Source organism: Streptomyces sp. NBC_00122 (assembly GCF_045160845.1).
Classification (GTDB): domain Bacteria; phylum Actinomycetota; class Actinomycetes; order Streptomycetales; family Streptomycetaceae; genus Streptomyces.
This window is the reverse complement of record NZ_CP108191.1, coordinates 5,386,811-5,407,529: the sequence shown is the minus strand read 5'-3', so window position 1 is coordinate 5,407,529 and position 20,719 is coordinate 5,386,811. Positions and strand designations below refer to the sequence as shown.

Sequence of the window (20,719 nt, the reverse complement as noted above, 5' to 3'; positions counted from 1 at the left end):
TCTGAACTACCTGTTTACTGCGGGACGAGGTCGGTGGGCCGGGGCCGGGTGTGCCTGCTCCCGCCGTCCAGCAGAACCTCGGCGATGCGCTCGCTCGCCCGGCCGTCCCAGAGCTCGGGGCAGCGGGCGGCGGGCGGGTCGTCGAGCACCCGGTTCACCGTGGCCACGATGCGCTCCGGATCCGTGCCCGCCAGTACGTTCGTGCCCTCCGACACGGTGACGGGCCGCTCGGTGTTCTCCCGCAGCGTCACGCAGGGCACGCCCAGCGCGGTGGTCTCCTCCTGGATGCCGCCGGAGTCGGTGAGCACCAGGCGGGCGGAGTCCTGCAGGGCGATGAAGTCGAGGTATCCGGCGGCCGGAACCAGCCGGATACCGCCCGGCACGCCGAGTTCGGCCAGTCGCTCGGCTGCCCGCGGGTGCACGGGCAGCAGCAGGGGGCAGCGGACGGCGATCTCTCCGAGGGCCTTCAGCAGGCCGCCGAGGGCCGCGGGGTCGTCCACGTTGGCCGGGCGGTGCAGGGTGACCAGGCCGTATCCGCCCCGGGTCAGCCCGTACCGGTCCAGGACGTCGGACTGCCTGGCGCGGTCCAGGTTGGCGAGGAGGGTGTCGATCATGACGTTGCCGACGACGTGGATCTGGTCGTCCCGGTAGCCCTCCGCCCGCAGGTTCGCGGCGGCGTCGGGCGAGGGCGCCAGCAGGTAGTCGCTGACCCGGTCGGTGGCGACGCGGTTGACCTCCTCCGGCATGCTCCAGTCACGGCTGCGCAGGCCCGCCTCCACGTGGGCCAGCAGCGGGCCGGCCTTCGCGGTCACCAGGGCGCAGGCGAGCGTGGAGTTGATGTCGCCGACCACCACCACCACGTCCGGGGCCACCTCGTCGAGCAGCGGCTCGAAGGCGGCCATCACCCGCCCGGTCTGCTGGGCGTGGGTGCCGGAACCGGCGCCCAGGTAGCGGTCGGGGGTGCGGATGCCCAGATCGCGGAAGAACACGTCGTTCATGGACTCGTCGTAGTGCTGGCCGGTGTGGACGAGGATCACCTCGGCGCCGCGGCGCTCCAGTGCGTCCATCACCGGCTTGATCTTCATGTAGTTGGGCCGCGCTCCGGCGACGCACACGATCTTCGCCACGGTCATGGCTCAGAGCACCTCCACGGTCGGTCCGGACAACCGGTTGCGGCAGTCGAGGACGAAGGAGGCGTGCTCGGTGATCATCCCGTAGTCGAAGGAGTCGTGGTCGGTGAGCAGGACGACCACGTCGGCCGCCGCCAGTTCCTTGCGGGTCGGTTCGACCCGCACGAGACGGGCGTCGACCTTGATGCTCTCCACCACGTGGGGGTCGGCCGCGCGCACCTTGGCCCCCATGTCGAGGAGCAGCTGCGAGACGCGCACGGCGGGCGACTCCCGGGCGTCGCCGGTGTTCTTCTTGTACGCGAGCCCCAGCAGCAGGACCTTGGAGCCGTTGACCGAGCGGCGTTTGGCGTTGAGCGCGTCGATCACGCGGCGCGTCACGTACTCGGGCATGTGGTTGTTGATGTCGTTGGCGAGTTCGACGAAGCGGAAGTTCTGGCCGAGTTCGCGCTGCACCCGCCAGTTCAGGTACGAGGGGTCGATCGGCAGGCAGTGGCCGCCGACGCCCGGGCCCGGGGTGAACTTCATGAAGCCGAAGGGCTTGCTGGACGCGGCCTCGATGGACTGCCAGACGTCGATGTCGAGGTGGCGGGCGAACATGGCGATCTCGTTGACGAGCGCGATGTTCACGTGCCGGAAGGTGTTCTCCAGCAGTTTCGCCAGCTCGGCCTCCTTGGGCGAGCGCACCGGCACGGTGGTGTCGACGAGTTGCCCGTAGAAGGCCTCGACGGCCTTCAGGGAACGCGCGTCGACGCCGGAGACCACCTTGGGGGTCTGCTGGAAGCCCCAGACGGTGTTGCCCGGGTCGATGCGCTCGGGGCTGTAGCCGAGGTGGAAGTCCTCGCCCGCGGTGAGCCCGGAGCCGTCCTCCAGGATCGGCGCGAACAGCTCCTCGGTGGTGCCCGGGTAGGTGGTGGACTCCAGGACCACGGTCGCGCCCGGGCGCAAGAAGCGGGCCAGCGTGTGCGCCGACTCCTCGATGTAGCGCAGGTCGGGCGCCCCGTCCTGCAAGGGGGTCGGGACGGTGACGACGGCGACGTCGAAGCCGCCGCAGTCCCGGGCGAGTTCACTGGGCCGGTAGCTGCCGTTCTCCAGCGCCCGGGCCAGCCGTTCGGAGGAGACGTCCTCCACGTACGACTCACCGGCGGCGAGGCTCTTGACCCGCCGCGCGTCCACGTCGTACCCGATCACCTGGTGGCCGACCTCGGCGGCCCTGATGGCCAGTGGCAGGCCGACGTATCCCTGTCCCACGACGACTACGCGCATCAGTGACTCCTGTTCGCGGAAAGGGCGGGTGACGGTGTGCGGCGCATGAGTTCCCGGGCCGTCATGAGGAGGAAGGCGGCATTGGTGGTGAGGTAGCGCTTGCCGAGGCGGCGCGGCTCCTGGAGGGTGCGGTAGAACCATTCGAGTCCCATCCGCTGCCAGACCAGCGGTGCCCGCTTGGTGATGCCGGCGAGGATGTCGAAGGAGCCGCCGACCCCGTGCACGACGTGGGCGCCGGTGCGCTTGCCGTAGCCGGCGGTGAAGATCTCCTTCTTGGGCGAGGTCATGCCGAGGAACAGCAGCTGGGCGCCGCTGTCGGATATGGCGTCGGCGATCGTCTCCTGGTCGGAGTCGTCGAAGTAGCCGTTCCGGCTGCCCGCCACCCGCAGTCCCGGGAAGCGTGCGGAGATCTCCCGGAGCATCATCTCCAGGACGCGCCGTTCGGCGCCGAGCAGGTAGACGGGAATGTCCGCGGTCTCGGCGGCGGCGAGCAGGCGCATGAACAGGTCGATGCCCGCGACGCGTTCCGGCAGCCGGACGCCGAGCAGGCGCCCGGCCCAGACGACTGCCTGGCCGTCGGCCAGAACCAGGTCGCAGCCCGCGACCGCCTCGGCGAGGCGGGGGTCGCGCTTCATGTTGACCAGCTTCGCGGCGTTGACCATGCCGATCTCGATCTGCTCGCCGCGCCGTACCGCCTCCAGGCAGCGCTGCACGGTCTCGTCCATGGTCAGGGCGTCGAGTGCGAACCCGAAGAGGGAAGGCCTTTGGGTCCGGTTCATCTCGGCAGCCCCCCGAGCCAGGCGAACAGCATCCAGCCGAACTCGTACGGGCGGCACTCGCGGTCCACCGAGGCGGGGCGGAAGAGCCGGTCCAGGGGTGCGAGCCGGGCGTGCGGCGCCACCCGGGTGGTGAGTCCGCGGGCGGCGCGGACGGCCTTCTTCGGGTCGCCGCGGTAGATCTTGCGCCACGTGACGTCGAAGTCCTCGCGGATCATGGGTTCGCGCGGGGTCCCGGTGGGCCCGGCGAGCTCGGGCACCTCGGTCATCCAGCGCAGGCCGCGGCGGATCTCGGCCCCGAAGTCGGTGCCGCCCGCTTCGGCCAGGTCGAACAGGGCGGTCGGGGCCATGGCGTGCTGGTGGACGCTGTAGACGGGGTAGCCCTCGACCACTCCGCCGTGGCGGGCGTCGTAGTGCCACCACCACTGCCCGCCGTCCCCCTGGAGGGCGCAGATGCGGGCGGCGCACGCGTCGGCGGCCGCGAGGGCCTCGGAGTCGCCGCCGCTCGCGTGCAGCCGGGCCAGTGCCTGGAGCGGATAGGTCTGGTCGGCGAAGCAGGCCACGTGGGACCGGTATCCGGGCACCAGCCCGGGCCCGGTGGCGTGCGGGAACAGCGGGCTGCCGGCGGTCTTCGCCGCCAGCAGCCGGTCGCGGGCGGCCGCGAGGCGGTCCTCCACGTCCACCGCGTCGCGGGCCGCCACGAGGGCGGACAGCACCCAGGCGGCCTCGACGGTGTACTGCGGCCGCCCGGGTGCGTCGAGTGCGGCGACCCGTTCGAGGGCGTCGGGCAGCTTGGGGTGGCCGGTCTCGGCGGCGGCCCAGGCGATGAGCGCCGCGTCACCGAGGTTCGTCACCCCGGGGAGCCGTTCCACCAGCAGCCCCGCGAACTGCTCGGCGGTGAGCCCGCCGAACAGGGCGCGCTGCCGGTCCTCGGGCAGGAACCGCGCGCCCAGCGCGGTGATGGCCGCGTACCGGGTGCTGGTCCCCCGCGGCTCCAGGCGGCGGGTGCCGTCGGGTGCCGCGGTCCCCACCAGCGTGAACACGAAGTTCTCGGCGCCCGGCAGGTACATCGCGGGCAGCCCCGCCTCGGCCAGCGCGAGCAGCCGCTCGGCGAGGGCGTGCGCCGACAGGTCCTCGCGGGCCAGTGCCTCTAATCGTGCTGCGGTCATCGGGTCCCCACCCCGACTCCCCGGGTGCTGCGCGCACCCCGTATGTCCGAGCTCTTCGGCTCCAACACACCTACCCCCTCTGATCGCTCCTCGGACGGACCTGGCGGTCGTCACTCCGCGGAGGGGAATCGCGCATGACGGCGCACGTGCCGCCGGTGAACCCCCACCGATGGCACGAACCGTCCGACGGCTGCGTCTGGACCCCCCAGCGATGCCGTCGGACTGGGGCGCGCGCGTGAACGGCAGCCGCCGCAGGCGCGGTGGAACCGCGCCGCCGGCGCACTGCCCGCGGTGCCCTCGTCGTGTACAACCCCCCACTGAGCCAGGCCTGTTGCCTGCTCAGATCCCGTGTGCAGGGACACGGTATGCCGACCGGTTGTTCGTTGTTTGTGGTTTTGACGAAATGCCGAAGCGCTAAATTGCCGACATTCCGTCAGATGCGCTCGACGAGCGCGCCGTCCTTCTCGTCGTGCAGCGCTCCGGTCCGCGGGCACTCCCACACGCCCGGCTCGTCCTCGCGCTCCACCAGGCGGACCCCGGCCCGGCCCACCCAGCCGATCCGCCGGGCCGGCACCCCCGCCACGAGCGCGAAGTCCGGTACGTCCCGGGACACCACCGCGCCGGCCGCGACCAGCGCCCAGCGTCCGACGCGCACCCCGGCCACGCACACCGAGCGGGCTCCCAGCGAGGCGCCCTCTGCCACCACGACCCCGGCGGCCTCCCAGTCACCGCCGCGCTTGAGGCGGCCGTCGGGCTCGACCGCGCGCGGGTAGAAGTCATTGGTGAGCACCACCGCCGGGCCGATGAACACCCCGTCGCCGAGCTCGGCGGGCTCGTACACGAGCGCGTGGTTCTGGAGCTTGACGTTGTCCCCGATCCGTACGCCGGGCCCGACGTACGCCCCGCGCCCCACGATGCAGCCGCGCCCGAGCCGGGCCTCCTCCCGTATCTGCGCCAGATCCCAGACGGTGGTCCCCTCACCGAGTTCGGCGGTCTCGTCGACCTGGGAGGAGGGTTGAATGCGGACACTCACGGGGCGGTCCCCTTACGGCTCGCGAGGCGTTCGGACGCGCGTGCGTACGGACGTCCGTGCGTGCATGCGTCCGTACGAGCGGTCCGAGCATATGCCGCCGCGGGGTGACTCATGGGTGTATCAACCGACTGTTCAGCAAACGGACTTGGCACCCAGGCGTCCTGCCGGTCAGTCCGGCACACTGGGAGCCACCGCTCGGGCGAAGTCGGCGGCGATCTCGCATACGTGCCGCGTCAGCTCTCCGTCGCCCCGCTGGGCCATGACGATCACCTCCCCGTACGACGCGGGCCACAGGATCACGCAGCCCTTGTCGTTGCCGCTGACCATCGCGGACGGTATCCCGGCAACCGACGTGGGCTTCGGCTTCGGTTCCATGGGGAGTTCCTTGGTGTACATGACGGACAACGTGGCGGTCGTCGAGTTCCCGGCGCCGAGCCACGTCCAGCTGCACACCCTCATCGGGACCTGGTCGCGCCTGTCGGGCTCGGGCGAATACAGCTTCCACTGCCTGGCCGTGGCGCTGTCGACCGCCTCGCACGGGTCGGCCAGGACACCGGGCGTGGACCGCGCCGTGGACGCGGGCCGCGTGGTCTGCGGTGGACCCGACCGGGTGGCGCCGGGGAGGGTGACGCCCGGCAAGGCGTGCGAGAGGTCCGGGGGGTCGTCGCCGTCGCCCCGCACCGCCGCCCAGATCCCGGCCCCGGCCGCCACGGAGAGCAGGGCCCCGGCGATCACCACGATGGCCACGCGCCGGGACCTCTCTCCCGGTGGCGGCCCGTCCGGGGTCTCCGGCTCCACCCAGGCCTGATTGTCCTCGTCCCATTCGGTCATGCCGGCCACCCCTGGCTCCCCAGGAGTTGCGTGATCTGCTGTACGACCGCCGCCGCCGAGGCGAGCCCGGCCGCGGCCGTGGAGCCGAGATCGAGGCGCTCGCGCAGCCACTGGAGACGATCGCACCGCACCTGCCCCGTGGCGCCGGCCTCCTCCTCGGCCTCGGCGAGCCGGGCGTCGAGCTCGGACGTCTCGTCGCTGGGGCTGAGCAGACTCAACTGCTCACGCAGGGTGCGCATGGCCGTACGGAGTTCGGGAGGCACACCCACCGACTGCTCGGAGGCGTCCAGGGCCTTGGCGTTCGGGCCCGCGGCCACCGCGCCTGCGGTCATGGCTCCGATGGCGATGCCTCCGGGGTTCGCCCGGGGCACCTCGGGCGGGGCGGCCGGCGGCTCCGGCCTGCCGGAGCGCCGTGAGCGGTCCTCGGCGCTCGCGCCCTCCCCGGCTGCCACCGCCCCGCCGGTCAGCACGCCGATGCTGATTCCTCCCGGAGACGGGGCGACCGGCTCGCCGGCCCGCTCCTCGCCCTCCTGCGGCTCCTGCTCCCCCGAGGTCACGACCGCCCGCCCCCCTTCACGGCCGCCGCGTCCCCGTGCTTCGCCGAGGCGCGCTCACCCGTCGCGACCGCTCCGCCGCTCATCGACCCGATGAACACCCCGCCCCCGCTCACGCTGACGACGTACTGCTCGAACTCACCCGTCTCGTAGCCCTTCGTGCGCAGCGCCTCCTGCACACCGCTCGCGATGCGGTCCTGCAGCGTCCGCACGTACCGGCTGATGTCCATCTCCTGGAACAGCGAGACCTCCTTCACGCTCCCCAGTTCCCGCACCGAGGTCACCGGTCCGTCGGGAAGGGCGTGCTGCGGGAGGGTGAGCCATGTGCGGAAGACGGACAGAGCGGTACTGACCAAGGAGCTTCCCGCTGCGACTCCCGCCGCCGGACTGGTGAGCACGGCGATGACGGCGTCACGCAGCCCGCTCCCCTCGCCGCGGGCGGCGACCACGTCCACCGACCTGAACTCCGGGCGGACCGGGCTGAGTACGTGCGGTACGACCTCCAGGACCAGCATCCCGCCCTGGGTGTGGACGCGTACCAGGAGGGAGATACCCACCTGTTCGTCCCACGCCCCGAGCCGGACGCGCAGGAAGTGCCGACGCCCTTCGGCGCCCTCGCCGACCGCGTCGTCGAGGTGCTCCTGGATCCGGGCGGGCTCGTACCTGACGCGGCCTCGCGCCACCCCGACGGGCAGATAGACCACTTCGTCGACCTCGAGGAAGCGCAGCCGGTCGCGGCTGGTCTCCGCGGCCGACGCGCGCAGGGCCTCCAGGCGCGGCTTGATGAGTTCGACGACCTCGCGTCCCGTGAGCAGAGAGGCGCCCACCGGGCCGGCGGCCGGCCGTGCCGGGTCCACCGGCTTCGGCGCCGCCCCCCACGCCTTCCTCCCCTTCAGTTCCGCGACCACCGACCACGGCTGGTACGGCTCGCCGGCACCGACGAACGGCCTGAAGGGGTCGTAGATCGTCAGGCTCGCGTGCTGCTCGCGGTCGATGGCCGCGCCGATGCGCCTGTACTGGGGGGTGTCCGGGAGTCGCTCACGCGGCATTTCGGCGTAGGCGCCGCGGCGCAGCTTCTCGCGCATGACCGCCACGACATGCGTCCGGTGCGCCCACACGGGCAGCACCATCAGGACCGGAAACACCACGGCCGCCGCGACGTTGGCGCCTGCGAACAGCGAGACGGCCACGGCCACCCAGTAGGCGGTCGTCACGGCGAACGGCACGACCGGCAGCACCGCCTTGAGCCTGCCCCGAGTGGCCTCCTTGAGCACCCCGCGGCCGAGGCCGAAGACGGCGCCCCTGCTCCCGCGCAGGGTCCAGCAGACGAAGCAGACCATCCCGTAGGCCACGAACCAGGGAACGGGCAGCACGGTCTGGGAGCCCACGTCGGCCAGTCCGAGCCCGATGAAGAGCACCCACAGGGCCAGCAGCGCGGCCCCGGTCTCCGCCTCCCGGCGCCGGGCCTGGAGCGCGTGCGCGAGTACCGGCAGGGCGTCGATGCCGAGCGACGGGGCGATCGGGCGCTCCTCGTGCTCGACCAGCTGCTCGATGACGCGGCGGCGGAATTCACTGTCGAACCAGACGCCCGCGCACAGCAGCCGGGTGGCCTCGCTGCGGCTGTGCTGTGGCACGGCGTCCGTGGCTAACGCGGCAGACGGTACCGATGCGGACATGCATCCCCCGATGCTCGAACTCCCGTTATGTAAGGAGCAATTAAGCGAGTTGCGGATGTGCATTATGGCTGCCGTGACCTGTGATCGGAAGGGTGTCCGTGGCCACCGTTCGGCAGGCGCCGCACGTTCAGAGGAGGCGTTCGGGGACCGTGCCCGAGGGGACCGTGCGGGTGTGGAGGCGGCCGTCCGGCGTACGGAACTCCACCTCGCCCAGGGGGTCGGCGGTGACCTCGCCGACCACGGCCGCGTGGCGGCCGTAGGGGTGGGCGCGCAGCGCGGTCAGGACCCGGGGGGTGCGTTCCGGGGCAACGAACAGGCACAGGCACCCGGCGCAGGCCGCGTCCAGGGGGGCGAGGCCGCGGGCGCCGAGGGCCACGCGGGCCTCGTACCGTACGGGCAGGGCGGCTTCCTCGACCCGCAGGGTCAGGCCGCGGCCCGCGGCGCACCGGCGCAGGACCTCCGCCAGGCCGCCCGCGACCACCGTCCGGGCGTGGCGGATGTCGGGGGCCACCGCGCGCAGCAGGCCTCCCAGGGGGGCGCAGTCGCTGGGTACGTGGTGCTCGTAGCCGAGCCCGTCGCGCAGCGAGACCAGGTGGGCGGCGTGGCTGCCCAGGCGCCCGGTCACCACGATGCGGTCGCCGGGCCGGACCGAGCCGAGGTCCAGGGGCGGGCCGCCGGGCACGCCGAAGGCGGTGGCGGTGACGAAGACCCGGTCGGCCTCGCCCGCGCGGACGACCTGGGTGTCCACCGCGGCGATGGCGACCTGGGCCTCGGCGGCCGCGCCGCGCACGGAGGCGGTGAGCCTGCGCACCAGGTCCAGCGGCAGCCCGGCCTCCAGCACGATGCCGAGGGCGATGTGGCGGACATCGGCTCCGGTGGCGGCCAGTTCGTTGACGGCTCCGCAGACGGCGACGCGGCCGATGTCCCCGTTGCCGAAGAAGGGCGGGTCGACGACGTACGTACCGGACCGGACGACGACGGCGGGGTCGGGGACGGCGCCCTGGGAAGCGGCGCGGTCGGCGACGGGGCCGGGGACGAGCGATTCCTCGATCATGGCCCGTACCTCCGGGCCGAAGCCCACCTGGCCGGTGTCCCACTCCTGTGTGTACGTCACGAAAGCATCCCCCGAAGCCCGCGAGTCATGATCGTCCCATCATCCTGCGCGGACGGTGCCCCGCATACCCGTGTCGTCGCACTGCGGCTGATGAGGGGTCACTAGGGGCGGTCCGGCCGGTCGTAGCCGCGCAGCAGGAGGACGGCCAGCGCCGTGGCCAGGGCCGGGAGCAGCGCGAAGCCGGCCAGCATGCCGAGTGCGGCGGTCGGGGTCTGCTCGGCGGCCCGGCCCGTGCCGGAAGAGACGTAGCCGCAGAGCTGGAGCACCAGGCCGTAGAGGAAGGGGCCGAGGGCGACACCGAGTCCCTCGCCGGTGCTGAACAGGCCGGACAGGACGCCCGCCCGTCGGCGTTCGGTACGGGCGGTGTCCTTGGCGATGCAGTCCGGCAGCATCGCGTACAGGAAGAGCAGCTGGCCCGCGTGGCCGGTGCCGGCCAGCGCCATGGTGAGCAGTACGGCGCCTTCGGGCAGTACGGGGGCGGCGAGGAAGAGCAGGCATCCGGCGGCGAACAGGGCGGAGGCGACGGTGTATCCGTGGCGACCGGCGCGCAGCCGCGACCACAGCGGCATGGTCAAGAGGTTGGGCGCGACGAACGCGGCGACGAGCGCGCCGACCCCGGAGGAGTCGCGCAGGACGTGCTCGGCGAAGTACGGCGCGCCCGCGAGCAGGACGCCGGTCGCGACGGACTGGACGACCACGCACCGCAGCAGCGCCATGAAGGGCGGGTTTCCGCGGGCGGCGGCGAACTGGCGGCGCAGGCTCGGCTCGCTCTCCAGGGCGCGGGGGCCGACGGGGCGGCCCCGGCCCGCGCCGGAGGTTCCGGCGAAGACCCAGACCGCTCCGAGGGCGATGACCAGCCCGCCGAACACGCCCACCCACCGGTGTCCGGCGAGCCCGCCGCCCCCGGCGTCGATGAGGGCGGGCCCGGCCGCGCCGGTGACCAGCGCGGCCACTCCGATGACGGCAACCCGTCCGCCGACCAGGCGCATGCGGTCCTGGTGCCGGTCGCTGAGCTCGGCGGGCATGGCGACGTACGGCACCAGGAAGAAGGCGAACGCGGTCGCGGTGAGCAGGTATCCGCCCGCGGTGAGCCAGGCGCCGCCGGTGCCCGGCAGCAGGCCGGCGAAGGTCAGCGCGAAGGCCAGGGCCATCACGAGCCCGCCGCACAGGACGTACGGGCGGCGCGCGCCCCAGCGGGTGCGCGTGCGGTCGCTGGCGCGGCCGACCAGCGGGTTGAGGAAGGCGTCCCAGGCCTTGGGCACGAACACGATCGCGCCGGCCAGCGCGGCGCCCACCCCCAGGGTGTCCGTGAGGTACGGGAGCAGCAGCAGGCCGGGGAGGGTGGTGAACGTGCCCGTGACGAGCGATCCCGAGGCGTAGCCGAAGCGGAGCCGGGCCGGCAGGCCCGCAGGGCCGGCCCCGTCCGCGGAATCCGCGGACTCCGCCGACTCCGACGACCGCACGGTGTCGGTACCTGTGGTGGTCATCGGGGGCTCCCTTCCGGGATCGGTCGAGTGGGCGCGGAGCAAGGCCCCGCCCGGGGGGTGGGGGACATCCCGGGGGCGGGGCTCTCGTAGTGCAGGGTCCGCCGTCCCCCTTGGACGTGACTAAAGCGCACAACCACGGACGGGGGCGGATGCGGAACGCATGAGTTCCTGCCATGCACTTTCCTGCCAACGGCACCGGCTGGCTGGCCGCTCGACCGCCGCTCCACCATGACGCGAGAGTTAGGAGAGGGACATGACAGTCGACAACAGCACGACCTCGCCCCCCGCCGTCCACGGCCACGCGAGGGCCGCGGCGGCCCAGCACCTGATCCACCGTCCGCCCTCGCGGGCCCACTACGGTCTCGACGTCCCCAGCCTCGGCGAGGAGAACTTCACCCTCGTCGGAGCGACCCCCGCCGCCCATCCGCTCTTCAACGACGGCCCGGGCCACTTCCACGATCTGCAGATCGCGACCGAGACCATGCGCGAGATCGGCGAGTTCGTCGGCCACCGCTACTTCGGCGTGCCGGAGGACCGTCCCGGTCTCTTCTACCGTTTCACTCTCGACCTCACCGACCTGTCCGCCTGGCGTACGGACGGGGCCCCCGCCGGCCCCGTACCCATGGAGACCCACATCAGGGCCCGCCCGGCGAACGTGGTCGACGAGGTGCCGCGCGGACTCGACTTCCACCTGCAGGTGGTGATCGACGGCCGCCCGTGCGCGACGGGCGCCGCCGGTCTGGTCTTCCTCATGCCGAAGCTCTACCGCAGGCACCTGGAGCACTCCCGGCAGGCGCTGCGGGCCGCGCCCGAGCTCGACGACGCGCCGGACGGCCCGCTGCGGCCGGCCGACTCCGCCGAGACGGGCCGCTACGCCCCCGAGAACACCGTGATCAGCGAACCGACCGACGTGGCGCGCGGCCGGATCAGCACCTGGCTGCTCTCCCGGCAGATCAGCCCCGTGTTCGCGGGCGAGGACGGGCAGCTCTCCGGACTGCACCTGATGGAGGCACTGCGCCAGACCTCGCTGCTCGCCGCGGGACGGGCGCACGGGCTGAACCCGGCCCGCAGCGCGATCGGTGCCTGCCAGGTGCACTTCCGCGGGCAGGCGGACCTCGATCTGCCGCTGCGCTGCGTGGCGGTGGCCGGGCCGCTGGGGCGCGACGCCGCGGGGCGGCCCTCCGTACCGGTCACGCTCACCCTGACGCAGCGCCGCCGCGCGGTGGCCGAGGCCCGCACGTCCGTCGTCCAGGACTACTGAGGACGATGCGTTTCGGAATTCTGGGCCCGCTGGAGGTCACGGGCGGCGGAACGGGCGGCGGTACGGATGATGCCGCGGACGGCGGCCCGGTGGTCTCGTACGCTCCGCAGGCCGCCAAACTGCGGGTCGTCCTCGGGACACTGCTGGTCCGCGCGAACGAGGTCGTGTCGTCGGAGAGCCTCATCGACGAGCTCTGGCCGGAGGCGCCGCCGCGTACGGCGACGACGACGCTCCAGGTCTACGTGTCGCACCTGCGCAAGACGCTGGGCAGCGCCGATCCGCGCGGCGGCCGGGAGTCGCTGGTCACCCGGCGCCCGGGCTATCTGCTGCGCGTCGGCGCGGACGCGCTCGACACCGCGGTCTTCGAGGACCTGGCCCGCCGCGGCCACCAGGCCCTGCGGGACGCGGACTTCGGCGCGGCGGCGGACCTGATGCGGCGGGCGCTCACGCTGTGGCGGGGGCCGGTGCTGTCGGACACCCCGCACGGGCCGCTGCTGGACGGCGCGGCCGTGCGCCTGGGCGAGGTGCGCTCCACCGTGCTCGACGAGCGCATCCGGGCCGAGCTGCACCTCGGACTGCACCGCGAACTGGTGGCGGAGCTCCAGGAACTGGTCGCCGAGCACCGGATGCACGAGGAGTTCCACGCCCATCTGATGGTGGCGCTGTTCCGGTGCGGGCGGCAGGCGGAGGCGCTGCGCGTGTTCGCGATGCTGCGGCGGACCCTCGTGGAGGAGCTCGGGATAGAGCCGGGCCCTTCGTCACGGCGGCTCCAGCGGCGCATTCTGGAAGGGGATCCGGCGCTGTCGATGCCCGGAGCCCGAACCGGCAGCGGCATCGGTGCCGGCAGCGGCTCGGCCGTACGGTCCGGGGCCGCCGGACCGGGTGCCACGGACGCCGCCCCGGCCGACGGCACGCAGGGCTGGTCGCCGGCGCTCGGCGCCCTGCCGCCCGCCGACCCCCGCTTCGCGGGCCGGTCTGCCGAACTCGCCGAGCTGGAGCAGCTGTTGCGGGCCGCGCCCGCGGGCGGCTGTGTCGCGGTGACGGGTCTGCCGGGCACCGGCAAGACGGCGCTCGCGGTGGAGAGCGCGCACCGCGTGGCGGACGCCTTCCCCGACGGGCAGGTCTTCCTGGACCTGCGCCGCGCCTCCGGCCCGCCGCCGACCGGCGCGGAGATCCTCGACCGGCTGGAGCGGGCGCCCCTGACGGGCCGCCGGGTGCTGATCGTGCTGGACCACGTCACCTCCGAGACCCAGGTGAGGCCGCTGCTGCCCCTCGCCCCGGGCTCCGCGCTGCTGCTCACCGCGGGCCGGGTGCCCGCCGGGCTCCCGGGGCTCCGTCCGGTGGTCCTCGGACCGTGGCGTCCCGAGGAGTCGCGGCGGCTCGCCGGGCTCTTCACCGAGCATGGCGGCCCCGCGCCCGGACCCGGCGCGGTCGACGAGATCGCCGGGCTGTGCGGGGGGCTCCCGCTGGCCGTGCGGGCCGCCGCCGCCCAGCTCGCGGCCCGGCCGCACTGGACCCCCGCCACGCTGGCGGACCGGCTGCGGGACGAGGGCGGGCGGCTGGACGCGCTGCGGGCCGGCGATGTCGACGTACGGGCCCGCCTCCTGGAGGCCTATGCGGCGGCTCCCGGGGCCGAGCGGCGGACCTTCCGCCTGCTGTCGCTGCTGCCGCCCGGCCGGTTCGGCGCCCGGCAGGCGGCCGCCGCGCTGGACCTGGCCGAGCCGCGGGCCGCGGCGGCCCTGGACGCCCTGGCCGACGAGCGGCTGCTGGCGGTGGACCGCGACGGCTGCCACCTGCCGGAGCTGCTGCGGCTGCTGGCGGTGGAGCGGCTGGAGCTGGAGGAGGCACCCGAGGTGCGGCGCGCGGCGGCGGAGCGGGTGTGCCGGGCGTACGCGGCCGCCGCCGCGCAGCCGGGCCGACTGGCGGACGCCGACGCGCGGGGGCTCGTACGGCTGGCGCGGACCGCCCACGAGGCCGGGCTGTGGGCGCTGGCGGTACGGCTGACGGACGCCACGGGCGGGTGGGTGGAGGAGGATGCCGAGGCCGCCTACACCCTGGCGCTGGACGCGGCCGTGCGGTGCGCGGACCGGTCGGCCCAGGCCCGGATGGAGCGCTCGCTCGGCGACCTGGCCTGGCAGTACCGGCGCGCGGAACGGGCGCACGAGCTGTATGCGGGGGCGCTGGCGCACGCCCGGGAGGCGGGCGACGAGGAGGAGGCGGGCCGCGCCCTGGTGGGCCTGGCCGAGCTGCGGCTGGACGCCGGTTCGGCGGCGGAGGCCGCCGCCCTGCTGGAGCCCGCCCTCGCCGCCCTGTCGGTGCCCGGCCGTACGCGCGGCCACTACGAGGCGAGCCGGGCCCGGGCGCTGCTGGCGCTGGCCCAGGACGGGCCGGAGGGGGCGGAGACGGCCCGGGCCTGGTTCGGCGAGTGCCTGCGGCTGGCGGGGGCCCTGCGCGACCACCGGCTGGAGGTGTACGCCAGACGTTCGCTGCGGGCGCTGTCCGCTACCGCCGGCGGTGGCGGCGCCGCGCGGCGGGCCGTGGAGATCCGCCCGGGGCTCTGGCGGATCCAGCCGGCCGGTGTGCGCTCCTGACCGGCACGATGCCCCGGCCCCCGGCGCCACCCGGCCCCTGACCCATTCGATCGCCCTCTACGCAACGTACGGAGAACCATGTCGGTAGCGCTCAGCCCGGTGACGGAGCTCGTCGGGCGGGAACTCGAAGCCGCCGCCCTGCGGGAGCGGCTGCGCGACCCCTCGGTCCGGCTGCTGACGGTGACCGGCCGGGCCGGGGTGGGCAAGACCCGGCTGGCCGCGGAGGCCGTGCGGGAGGCCGGCCCGGAGTTCGCCCGGGTGGAGGTGGTCGACGCGGCGGCGCGGTGGGCCGCCGGGGACGAACCGCTGCCCTGCTGGGGGCCCGAGGAGTCCGGCCGGATCCTGTTGCTGCTCGACGGCTGTGACCACGAGGCGCGCCCGGCGGCCGCCGGGGCGGTCGCGGCGCTCGCCGGTGATCCGCGCGTGGTGGTGCTGGCCACCGCCGTGGAGCCGCTCGGGGTGTACGGGGAACAGCTGCTGCCCCTGGCGCCGCTGCCCGTACCGGTGCCCGCGCAGGGCGCCGCCGACCCGCACGAGGTGCGCGAGGCGGCGTCGGTCGCGCTGTTCGTACGCCGGGCCCGGGACGCCGACCCGGCCTTCGCGCTCACCCTGGAGAACGCGGCGGCCGTCGCCGAGATCTGCACGCTCCTCGACGGCCTGCCGCTCGCCATCGAACTCGCCGCGCGCAGGCTGCGGCTGTTCCCTCCCCACCTGCTGCCGTCCCGGCTGCGCGGCCGTACGACCGTCCTGGCGGGCGGGCCCGCGCACGCGCCCGAGCGGCACCGGTCGCTCGCGGCCCTGGCCGAGTGGAGCTGCCGCGGGCTCGACGCCCCGGTCCGCGCCCTGCTGGAGCGGCTCTCGGTGTACGAGCCCGGCTTCGGCCTGTCGGCGGCTGGCGTGTCGGCGGAGGCGGGCGTCGAGACCCTGCTGGACCGCGGTCTGCTGGCCGTGGTGGGTGAGGAGCAGGGGGAGCTGCGGCTGGCCGTGACCGAGCCCGTACGGTCCCACTGCCGCGCGGTACTCGCGGAGTCGGGTCGCGACGGCGCGGCGCTGGACGCGCACGCGGAGCGCTACCTTCAGCTGGTGACCGCCTCGCTGCCCCGCCTGAACGGGACCGACCAGGAGCGGATGCTGCGGGAGTTGGCCGCCGAGGGCGCGAACGTGACGACCTCGCTGCGGCGGCTGCGCGAGCGCGGTGACGGCGAGGCGGCGGCCGCCCTGGTGCTCGGCTGCCGGCTGCCCTGGCTGACGCAGGGGCGGCTGCGGGAGGGGCTGGAGTGGTGCGACGGCGCGGCCGAGGTGGCGGGGCCCCCGCTGCTGGAGGCCGTACGGGCCCGGCTGGCCGACATGTCCGGGCTGTTCGCGCTCGCCCTGGGTGATCCGCAGGAGGCCGTACGCCGCCACCGTCGGGCGCTCGCGCTGGGGAAGGCCGTCGGTGACCGGCGGCAGAACGCGCTCGCCTCCGCCCACCTCGGTACGGCGCTGCTGAAGGCCGGTGATCCGCCGGGGGCGCGGGCCGTGCTGGTGACCGCGCTGAACGCGCTGGAGTCGATGGGCGTCACCGGGGGCGCGGCCGGGGCGGCGGCGGCGCTCGCGGCCGTGCTGCGCGCCGACGGCGACCGGCGCAAGGCGCAGGAGCTGCTGGACCGGGCCGAGGAGGCCTTCCGGCGGATCCGGGACGGGCGGGGCCTGGCGGGCGCGCTGCGGACCTCGGCGGCGCTGGCTCTGGAGGGCGAGGATCCGGACCGGGCCGACCGGGCGCTGCGGGAGGCCCTGCGGCTGTACGGGGCGATCGGCGAGCGGACCGAACTGCCGGACCTGCTGGAGGAGTTCGCGCTGCTCCAGCTGCGCACGGCGCCCGCGCAGCGGCCGCGCACGGTGCGGCTGCTGGCGGCGGCCGACACCCTGCGGGCCGGGACGGGAGCCGAGGTGCCCGACGAGTGGCGCTCCGAAGCCGAGCGGGCGCGTACGGAGCTGAGCGCGCGGCTGGACTGGTCCGACTTCGCCACGGCGTGGGCCGAGGGGGTGCGGATGGGGGCGCCCGCCGCGGTGGCGGAGGCCCTCTCGGCTCCCGCCCCCTCGCGCCGCCCGGTGACGGGGGCGGTGGCCGAGGCACCGTCGCTCACCCCGCGGCAGGTCCAGGTGGCACTGCTGGTGTCGGAAGGGCTGACGAATCGCCATATCGCTGCGAGGCTGGACATTTCGGAGTGGACCGTGGTCAACCACGTCCGCCAGGTGATGCGCAGGCTCGGGTGCACCTCGCGGGTGCAGGTGGCCGGGGCGGTGGGCCGGTGGGCCTGACCGACTGCCCCTCGTACCCCGCGGCGGAACACCTCGGCGCCGCGCACGGCCGGCCCCTGGACCTCGGCGCGCCGGCCGGGGTCGCGGCGCGGTTCCGGGCCGCCGGATGGTGGCGCCCGGAGACCTTCCTCGACGACCTGTACCGTACGGCCGCCGCCGCGCCCGGGCGCCCGGCGATCGTCTCGGAGCGGGCCCACCGGCCGGCCGGCCGACGCCTGATCACCCTCACGTACAGCCAACTGGCCCTGTACGTCGACCGGTTCGCTGCCGCCCTGACCTCCCTCGGGGTGGCCCCCGGGGACCCCGTCGCCTACCAGCTGCCGAGCTGGTGGGAGACCGCGGCGCTGACCCTGGCCTGCTGGCGGGCCGGGGCGGTCGCGGTGCCGGTCCTGCCGACCGTACGGGCCCACGGGCTGCACCGGATCCTGGAGAGCACCCGGGCCCGGGTCTGCGTGGTGCCCGACGTGTGGGAGGGCCACGCGCACGCCGAAGTCCTCGCGGACCTCGCGCCGCGCCTGCCGTGGCTGCGCCACCGGGTCGTCGTGGGGGACGCGGCGGCGACCGGGGCGGTCGACTTCGCGGCGCACTTCCGGCGCACCGCGCACGAGCGCACCGGAGCGGGCAGGCGGAGCAGGCCGCGGAGCGGGCAGGCCGACCGGCCCTCCCTGCTGATCAGCGTGATGGGCCTGCGGGACGCCTACACCTCTGTGCTGCACTCCCCCAACACGCTGTACGCCAACATCGCGTCCCAGCACGAGGGCGACGGCCCGGGCCGACGGCCGCGCGAGGTCTTCCTCAGCACGCTGCCGCTCACCTCGCTGGCCTCGCTGCTGTACACCGTGTGCTGGCCGCTGGCGGTCGGCGGGACGGGGGTCCACCAGGACGTGTGGGATCCGGGCCGGTGCCTGGACCTGATGGCGGCGGCCGGGGTGGACCAGGTCTACGCGGAGCCCGCCTACTTCTCCGAGCTGCTCACCACGCAGCAGCGCCGCCCCCGGGACCTGGACCGGCTGCGGCTGGTGCTGTCCGGCGGCCGCACCAGCACCCCCGCGCCGCTGGCCGCCGGACTCCGCGCGGTGTTCGGCGTACCGGTGCTCTCCGTGTGGGGGGCCCCGGAACTCGGCATGGGCGCCCTCACCGGGGACACTCCCGACGAGGGCGACGCCTTCCACGCGCTGCGCGGGCTGGAGGTGTCCGCCGGGCACGGGACGCCGGCGCTCATGGTGCGCGGGCCGTCGGTCTGCCTGGCCACGTGGGGGCAGGGAGCCCCGGCACCGGTGCCCACCTGGGAGCGGGCCGACGGCTGGCTCGACACGGGAGACCTGGCGCAGCCCGGCCCGCACGGCGGGATCCGGGTCCTGGCCAGGGCCGGGATGCGGACCGGCGCGATCTTCATGGTGCCGGTGGCCGAGGTGGAGGAGCAGTTGCTGACCCACCCCCGGGTCAGCGAGGCCGCGGTCGTCGCCTACACCGATCCCGAGCACGGGGAGCTGCCCTGCGCCGTCGTGGTCCCGACCGCGCAGGACCGGCCGCCGGGCCCGGCCGAGCTGCGCGAGCACCTCACCGCCCGGGGCGTCGCGGAGGCCTTTCTGCCGACACGGCTGGAGATCGTCGGCGCACTGCCGCGCGACGACCTCGGCCGGGTCCGCCGCGGCGCGCTGCGCAGCTGGCTGACGCGCCTGCGGCCCGGCGGGCCCCGGCCGGCCCCCGACTGAGTCCCGTCCCGGGGCTCACGCTCCGGGCTTGGGCCCGCCCGTCACTGGCCCACCCGTCCGTCGACGCGCTCGCGCAACAGGTCGGCGTGCCCGCAGTGACGGGCGTACTCCTCGATCCTGTGGACCAGCAGCTCCCGGACCGCGATCTTGTCCTTCCCCAACCGCTCGCCCAGATCCGGGTGCGCGGCCAGCGCGGCGTCGGTCGCGGCCTGCTCGCGCTCCAGATCGGCGTACGCGGCGTCGACCACGGCCTGCTCGGCGACAGCTCCGTGGAAGTCCGCGTCGCGCTTGCCGTACAGCTTCGGCAGCGGGTCACCGTCGGTGATCCAGTTGCGCCAGTCCCGTTCCACCTCGGCGAGGTGCCGGACCAGGCCGAGCAGCGACATCGTCGACGGCGGGACCGACCGGCGGGCCAGTTGCTCCGCGTCCAGGCCCTCGCACTTCATCCGCAGGGTGATGCGGTAGTTCGTCAGGAAGTCCTGCAGCGTCGGGAGCTCGCCGTCCGGACTGACTTGCTCGCTGTTGCGGGGGTCGTCGTCCGGATCGGTCCACATGTCGGGGTAGACGGTCGCCTGGGTCCATCGCTCGGGTTGGTCGCTCATGCGCCCCATGATCGACCGAGGGGCCATGCCCCGCTACCGAGTTACCGCGTTGACGTGGCGTCACCGCCGGGGTCACTCGCAGCCGGCCACCCGGCGTGCGAAGGCCGCCAGTTCGGTGCGCCACACGGGGTCGACGGGGGCTGCGGCGACGGCCTCGTCCGCGCGCGCCAGGAGCCCGGCGATGGTCTCCTCGGCCCCGTCCCGGGCCCGCGCGTCGAAGAACACGTCGCGCAGGAACTGGGCGTCGCCGTCGAACCCCGGGCCTCCGCGCAGGAATCCGCGGATCCGCCAGGCCGCGTGCAGGGCCCGCGCGTACTCCTCGTACGTCTCGCGCAGGTCGTCCCGCCCCGCCAGCGCGGCGCCGATCAGCAGCGCGTGGCGCAGCCCGTACCAGCCCGCGCCGCAGCCGCTGCCGCAGCCCTCCAGGCACTGCCCCGGCCAGGCGTCGTCGAGGTACTCGGTCGCGGCGGCGGCCTCGGTGTGCGCGCCGATCGCCCGCTCGGTCCGCAGGTCGTCCCACAGCTCCCGGACCTCGTGGGGGAGCCGGACCGCCAGCCGGTCACCGTAGGCGAGGGCGAGATCGCCGGCGAGCACGGCGGTCCCCTCTCCGAACCGGCGGGACTCGCCGCGCCAGCCGTTGCGCTCGTGCTCGGCGGCGTGGCTGATGTGCAGGGTCGGGATGCCGCGGCGCAGCGGCGCGTTGTCCCGGACGTCCTCACGGATCATCAGGCAGGTGTCGAGGAGTTCGAGCGCGGCAGCCGCGGCCACGGCGTCCTCGCTGTCCGGATCGCCGCCCGCGGCGAGGTATCCGGTGAGGCAGATGACCGGGTGGGCCCGCTCGGCCCCGGCCTGGACGAGTTCGGCGACGCCGGCCACCAGGACGGCGCTGCGCGGGTCGGGCGTACGGCGGTTGCGGTGCTCCTCGGCGAGCAGTCGGGCGAGGCGTTCCTCGACCCGGTCGAGCATGGCGTCGCGCACCTGTCCCGGTGCGGCCGTGCGCCACGGCTGGTCGTGCGTGGGTGTGGTCATGGTGCCCTCCCTGGTGGGCTGCGGCTCATGACCGAACCGTCGCGCACGTGGCTCGCGAGGGGCCAGCGGGGAGGGCTCACCTGAGCGGAACCGGGGGGAGGAGGGGGTCAAGTGCGCCAGTTGTCTGCCAGGGGTGGGCCGGGAGCGGGCGGGCTTGCCATGACCTTGCTATCCCGCTCCCGCTCCC

Annotated in this window: 16 protein-coding genes; 4 read left to right on the top strand and 12 right to left on the bottom strand. The window is 74.6% G+C overall.

What is annotated here, in order from left to right; all coding sequences use genetic code 11:
* Positions 1-14: 14 nt before the first annotated feature.
* The 10 genes from wecB to OG737_RS24970 form a co-directional block, all read right to left on the bottom strand.
* Positions 15-1,133 (bottom strand): non-hydrolyzing UDP-N-acetylglucosamine 2-epimerase, encoded by a 1,119-nt coding sequence (wecB, locus tag OG737_RS25015; RefSeq protein WP_328928395.1) that lies wholly within the window; start codon positions 1,131-1,133, stop codon positions 15-17.
* Between the two features lie 3 nt (positions 1,134-1,136).
* Positions 1,137-2,393 (bottom strand): nucleotide sugar dehydrogenase, encoded by a 1,257-nt coding sequence (locus OG737_RS25010; protein WP_328928394.1) that lies wholly within the window; start codon positions 2,391-2,393, stop codon positions 1,137-1,139.
* Positions 2,393-3,172, bottom strand: coding sequence for a WecB/TagA/CpsF family glycosyltransferase (locus OG737_RS25005; RefSeq protein ID WP_328928393.1), 780 nt, complete (start codon positions 3,170-3,172; stop codon positions 2,393-2,395). The genes OG737_RS25010 and OG737_RS25005 overlap by 1 nt, the downstream gene beginning before the upstream one ends.
* A complete protein-coding gene (locus OG737_RS25000; RefSeq protein ID WP_328928392.1) occupies positions 3,169-4,338 on the bottom strand; it encodes a hypothetical protein in 1,170 nt (389 codons plus the stop codon). Before OG737_RS25000 ends, OG737_RS25005 begins: the two co-directional genes overlap by 4 nt.
* Before the next feature lie 433 nt (positions 4,339-4,771).
* The gene (locus OG737_RS24995) at positions 4,772-5,371 is read right to left on the bottom strand and encodes an acyltransferase (RefSeq protein WP_328928391.1); all 600 of its coding nucleotides are present in this window, start codon (positions 5,369-5,371) and stop codon (positions 4,772-4,774) included.
* Positions 5,372-5,539: 168 nt separating this feature from the next.
* Positions 5,540-6,202: a DUF3558 family protein gene (locus OG737_RS24990; protein ID WP_328928390.1), complete on the bottom strand. Its 663-nt coding sequence runs from the start codon at positions 6,200-6,202 to the stop codon at positions 5,540-5,542.
* Positions 6,199-6,759, bottom strand: coding sequence for a hypothetical protein (locus OG737_RS24985; RefSeq protein WP_328928389.1), 561 nt, complete (start codon positions 6,757-6,759; stop codon positions 6,199-6,201). Before OG737_RS24985 ends, OG737_RS24990 begins: the two co-directional genes overlap by 4 nt.
* Positions 6,756-8,390: a hypothetical protein gene (locus OG737_RS24980; protein WP_328928388.1), complete on the bottom strand. Its 1,635-nt coding sequence runs from the start codon at positions 8,388-8,390 to the stop codon at positions 6,756-6,758. Before OG737_RS24980 ends, OG737_RS24985 begins: the two co-directional genes overlap by 4 nt.
* 169 nt (positions 8,391-8,559) lie before the next feature.
* A complete protein-coding gene (locus OG737_RS24975) occupies positions 8,560-9,546 on the bottom strand; it encodes an AIR synthase-related protein (protein ID WP_328928387.1) in 987 nt (328 codons plus the stop codon).
* Positions 9,547-9,647: 101 nt separating this feature from the next.
* Positions 9,648-11,033, bottom strand: a complete 1,386-nt coding sequence (locus OG737_RS24970) for an MFS transporter (RefSeq protein ID WP_328928386.1) — start codon at positions 11,031-11,033, stop codon at positions 9,648-9,650.
* 253 nt (positions 11,034-11,286) lie between these two features.
* Between OG737_RS24970 and OG737_RS24965 the strand changes: the two genes are divergently transcribed.
* The 4 genes from OG737_RS24965 (at position 11,287) to OG737_RS24950 (ending at position 18,901) form a co-directional block, all read left to right on the top strand.
* Positions 11,287-12,294, top strand: coding sequence for an AfsA-related hotdog domain-containing protein (locus tag OG737_RS24965; protein WP_328928385.1), 1,008 nt, complete (start codon positions 11,287-11,289; stop codon positions 12,292-12,294).
* Positions 12,295-12,299: 5 nt separating this feature from the next.
* Positions 12,300-14,885 carry a BTAD domain-containing putative transcriptional regulator gene (locus OG737_RS24960; protein ID WP_328928384.1) on the top strand — a complete coding sequence of 862 codons (2,586 nt, stop codon included), beginning with the start codon at positions 12,300-12,302 and terminating at the stop codon, positions 14,883-14,885.
* Positions 14,886-14,963: 78 nt separating this feature from the next.
* Positions 14,964-17,186 (top strand): LuxR C-terminal-related transcriptional regulator, encoded by a 2,223-nt coding sequence (locus OG737_RS24955; protein ID WP_328928383.1) that lies wholly within the window; start codon positions 14,964-14,966, stop codon positions 17,184-17,186.
* Complete coding sequence (locus tag OG737_RS24950) at positions 17,177-18,901, top strand: AMP-binding protein (RefSeq protein WP_328928382.1); 1,725 nt, start codon at positions 17,177-17,179, stop codon at positions 18,899-18,901. Before OG737_RS24955 ends, OG737_RS24950 begins: the two co-directional genes overlap by 10 nt.
* A gap of 41 nt (positions 18,902-18,942) precedes the next feature.
* Here OG737_RS24950 and OG737_RS24945 read toward each other — a convergent pair whose 3' ends face one another.
* Together OG737_RS24945 and OG737_RS24940 are read right to left on the bottom strand one after the other, a co-directional pair.
* On the bottom strand, positions 18,943-19,512 hold the full coding sequence (locus tag OG737_RS24945; RefSeq protein ID WP_328928381.1) for a DinB family protein: 570 nt from the start codon (positions 19,510-19,512) through the stop codon (positions 18,943-18,945).
* A 63-nt stretch (positions 19,513-19,575) separates the two neighbouring features.
* Complete coding sequence (locus OG737_RS24940) at positions 19,576-20,532, bottom strand: polyprenyl synthetase family protein (protein WP_328928380.1); 957 nt, start codon at positions 20,530-20,532, stop codon at positions 19,576-19,578.
* Positions 20,533-20,719: the final 187 nt, after the last annotated feature.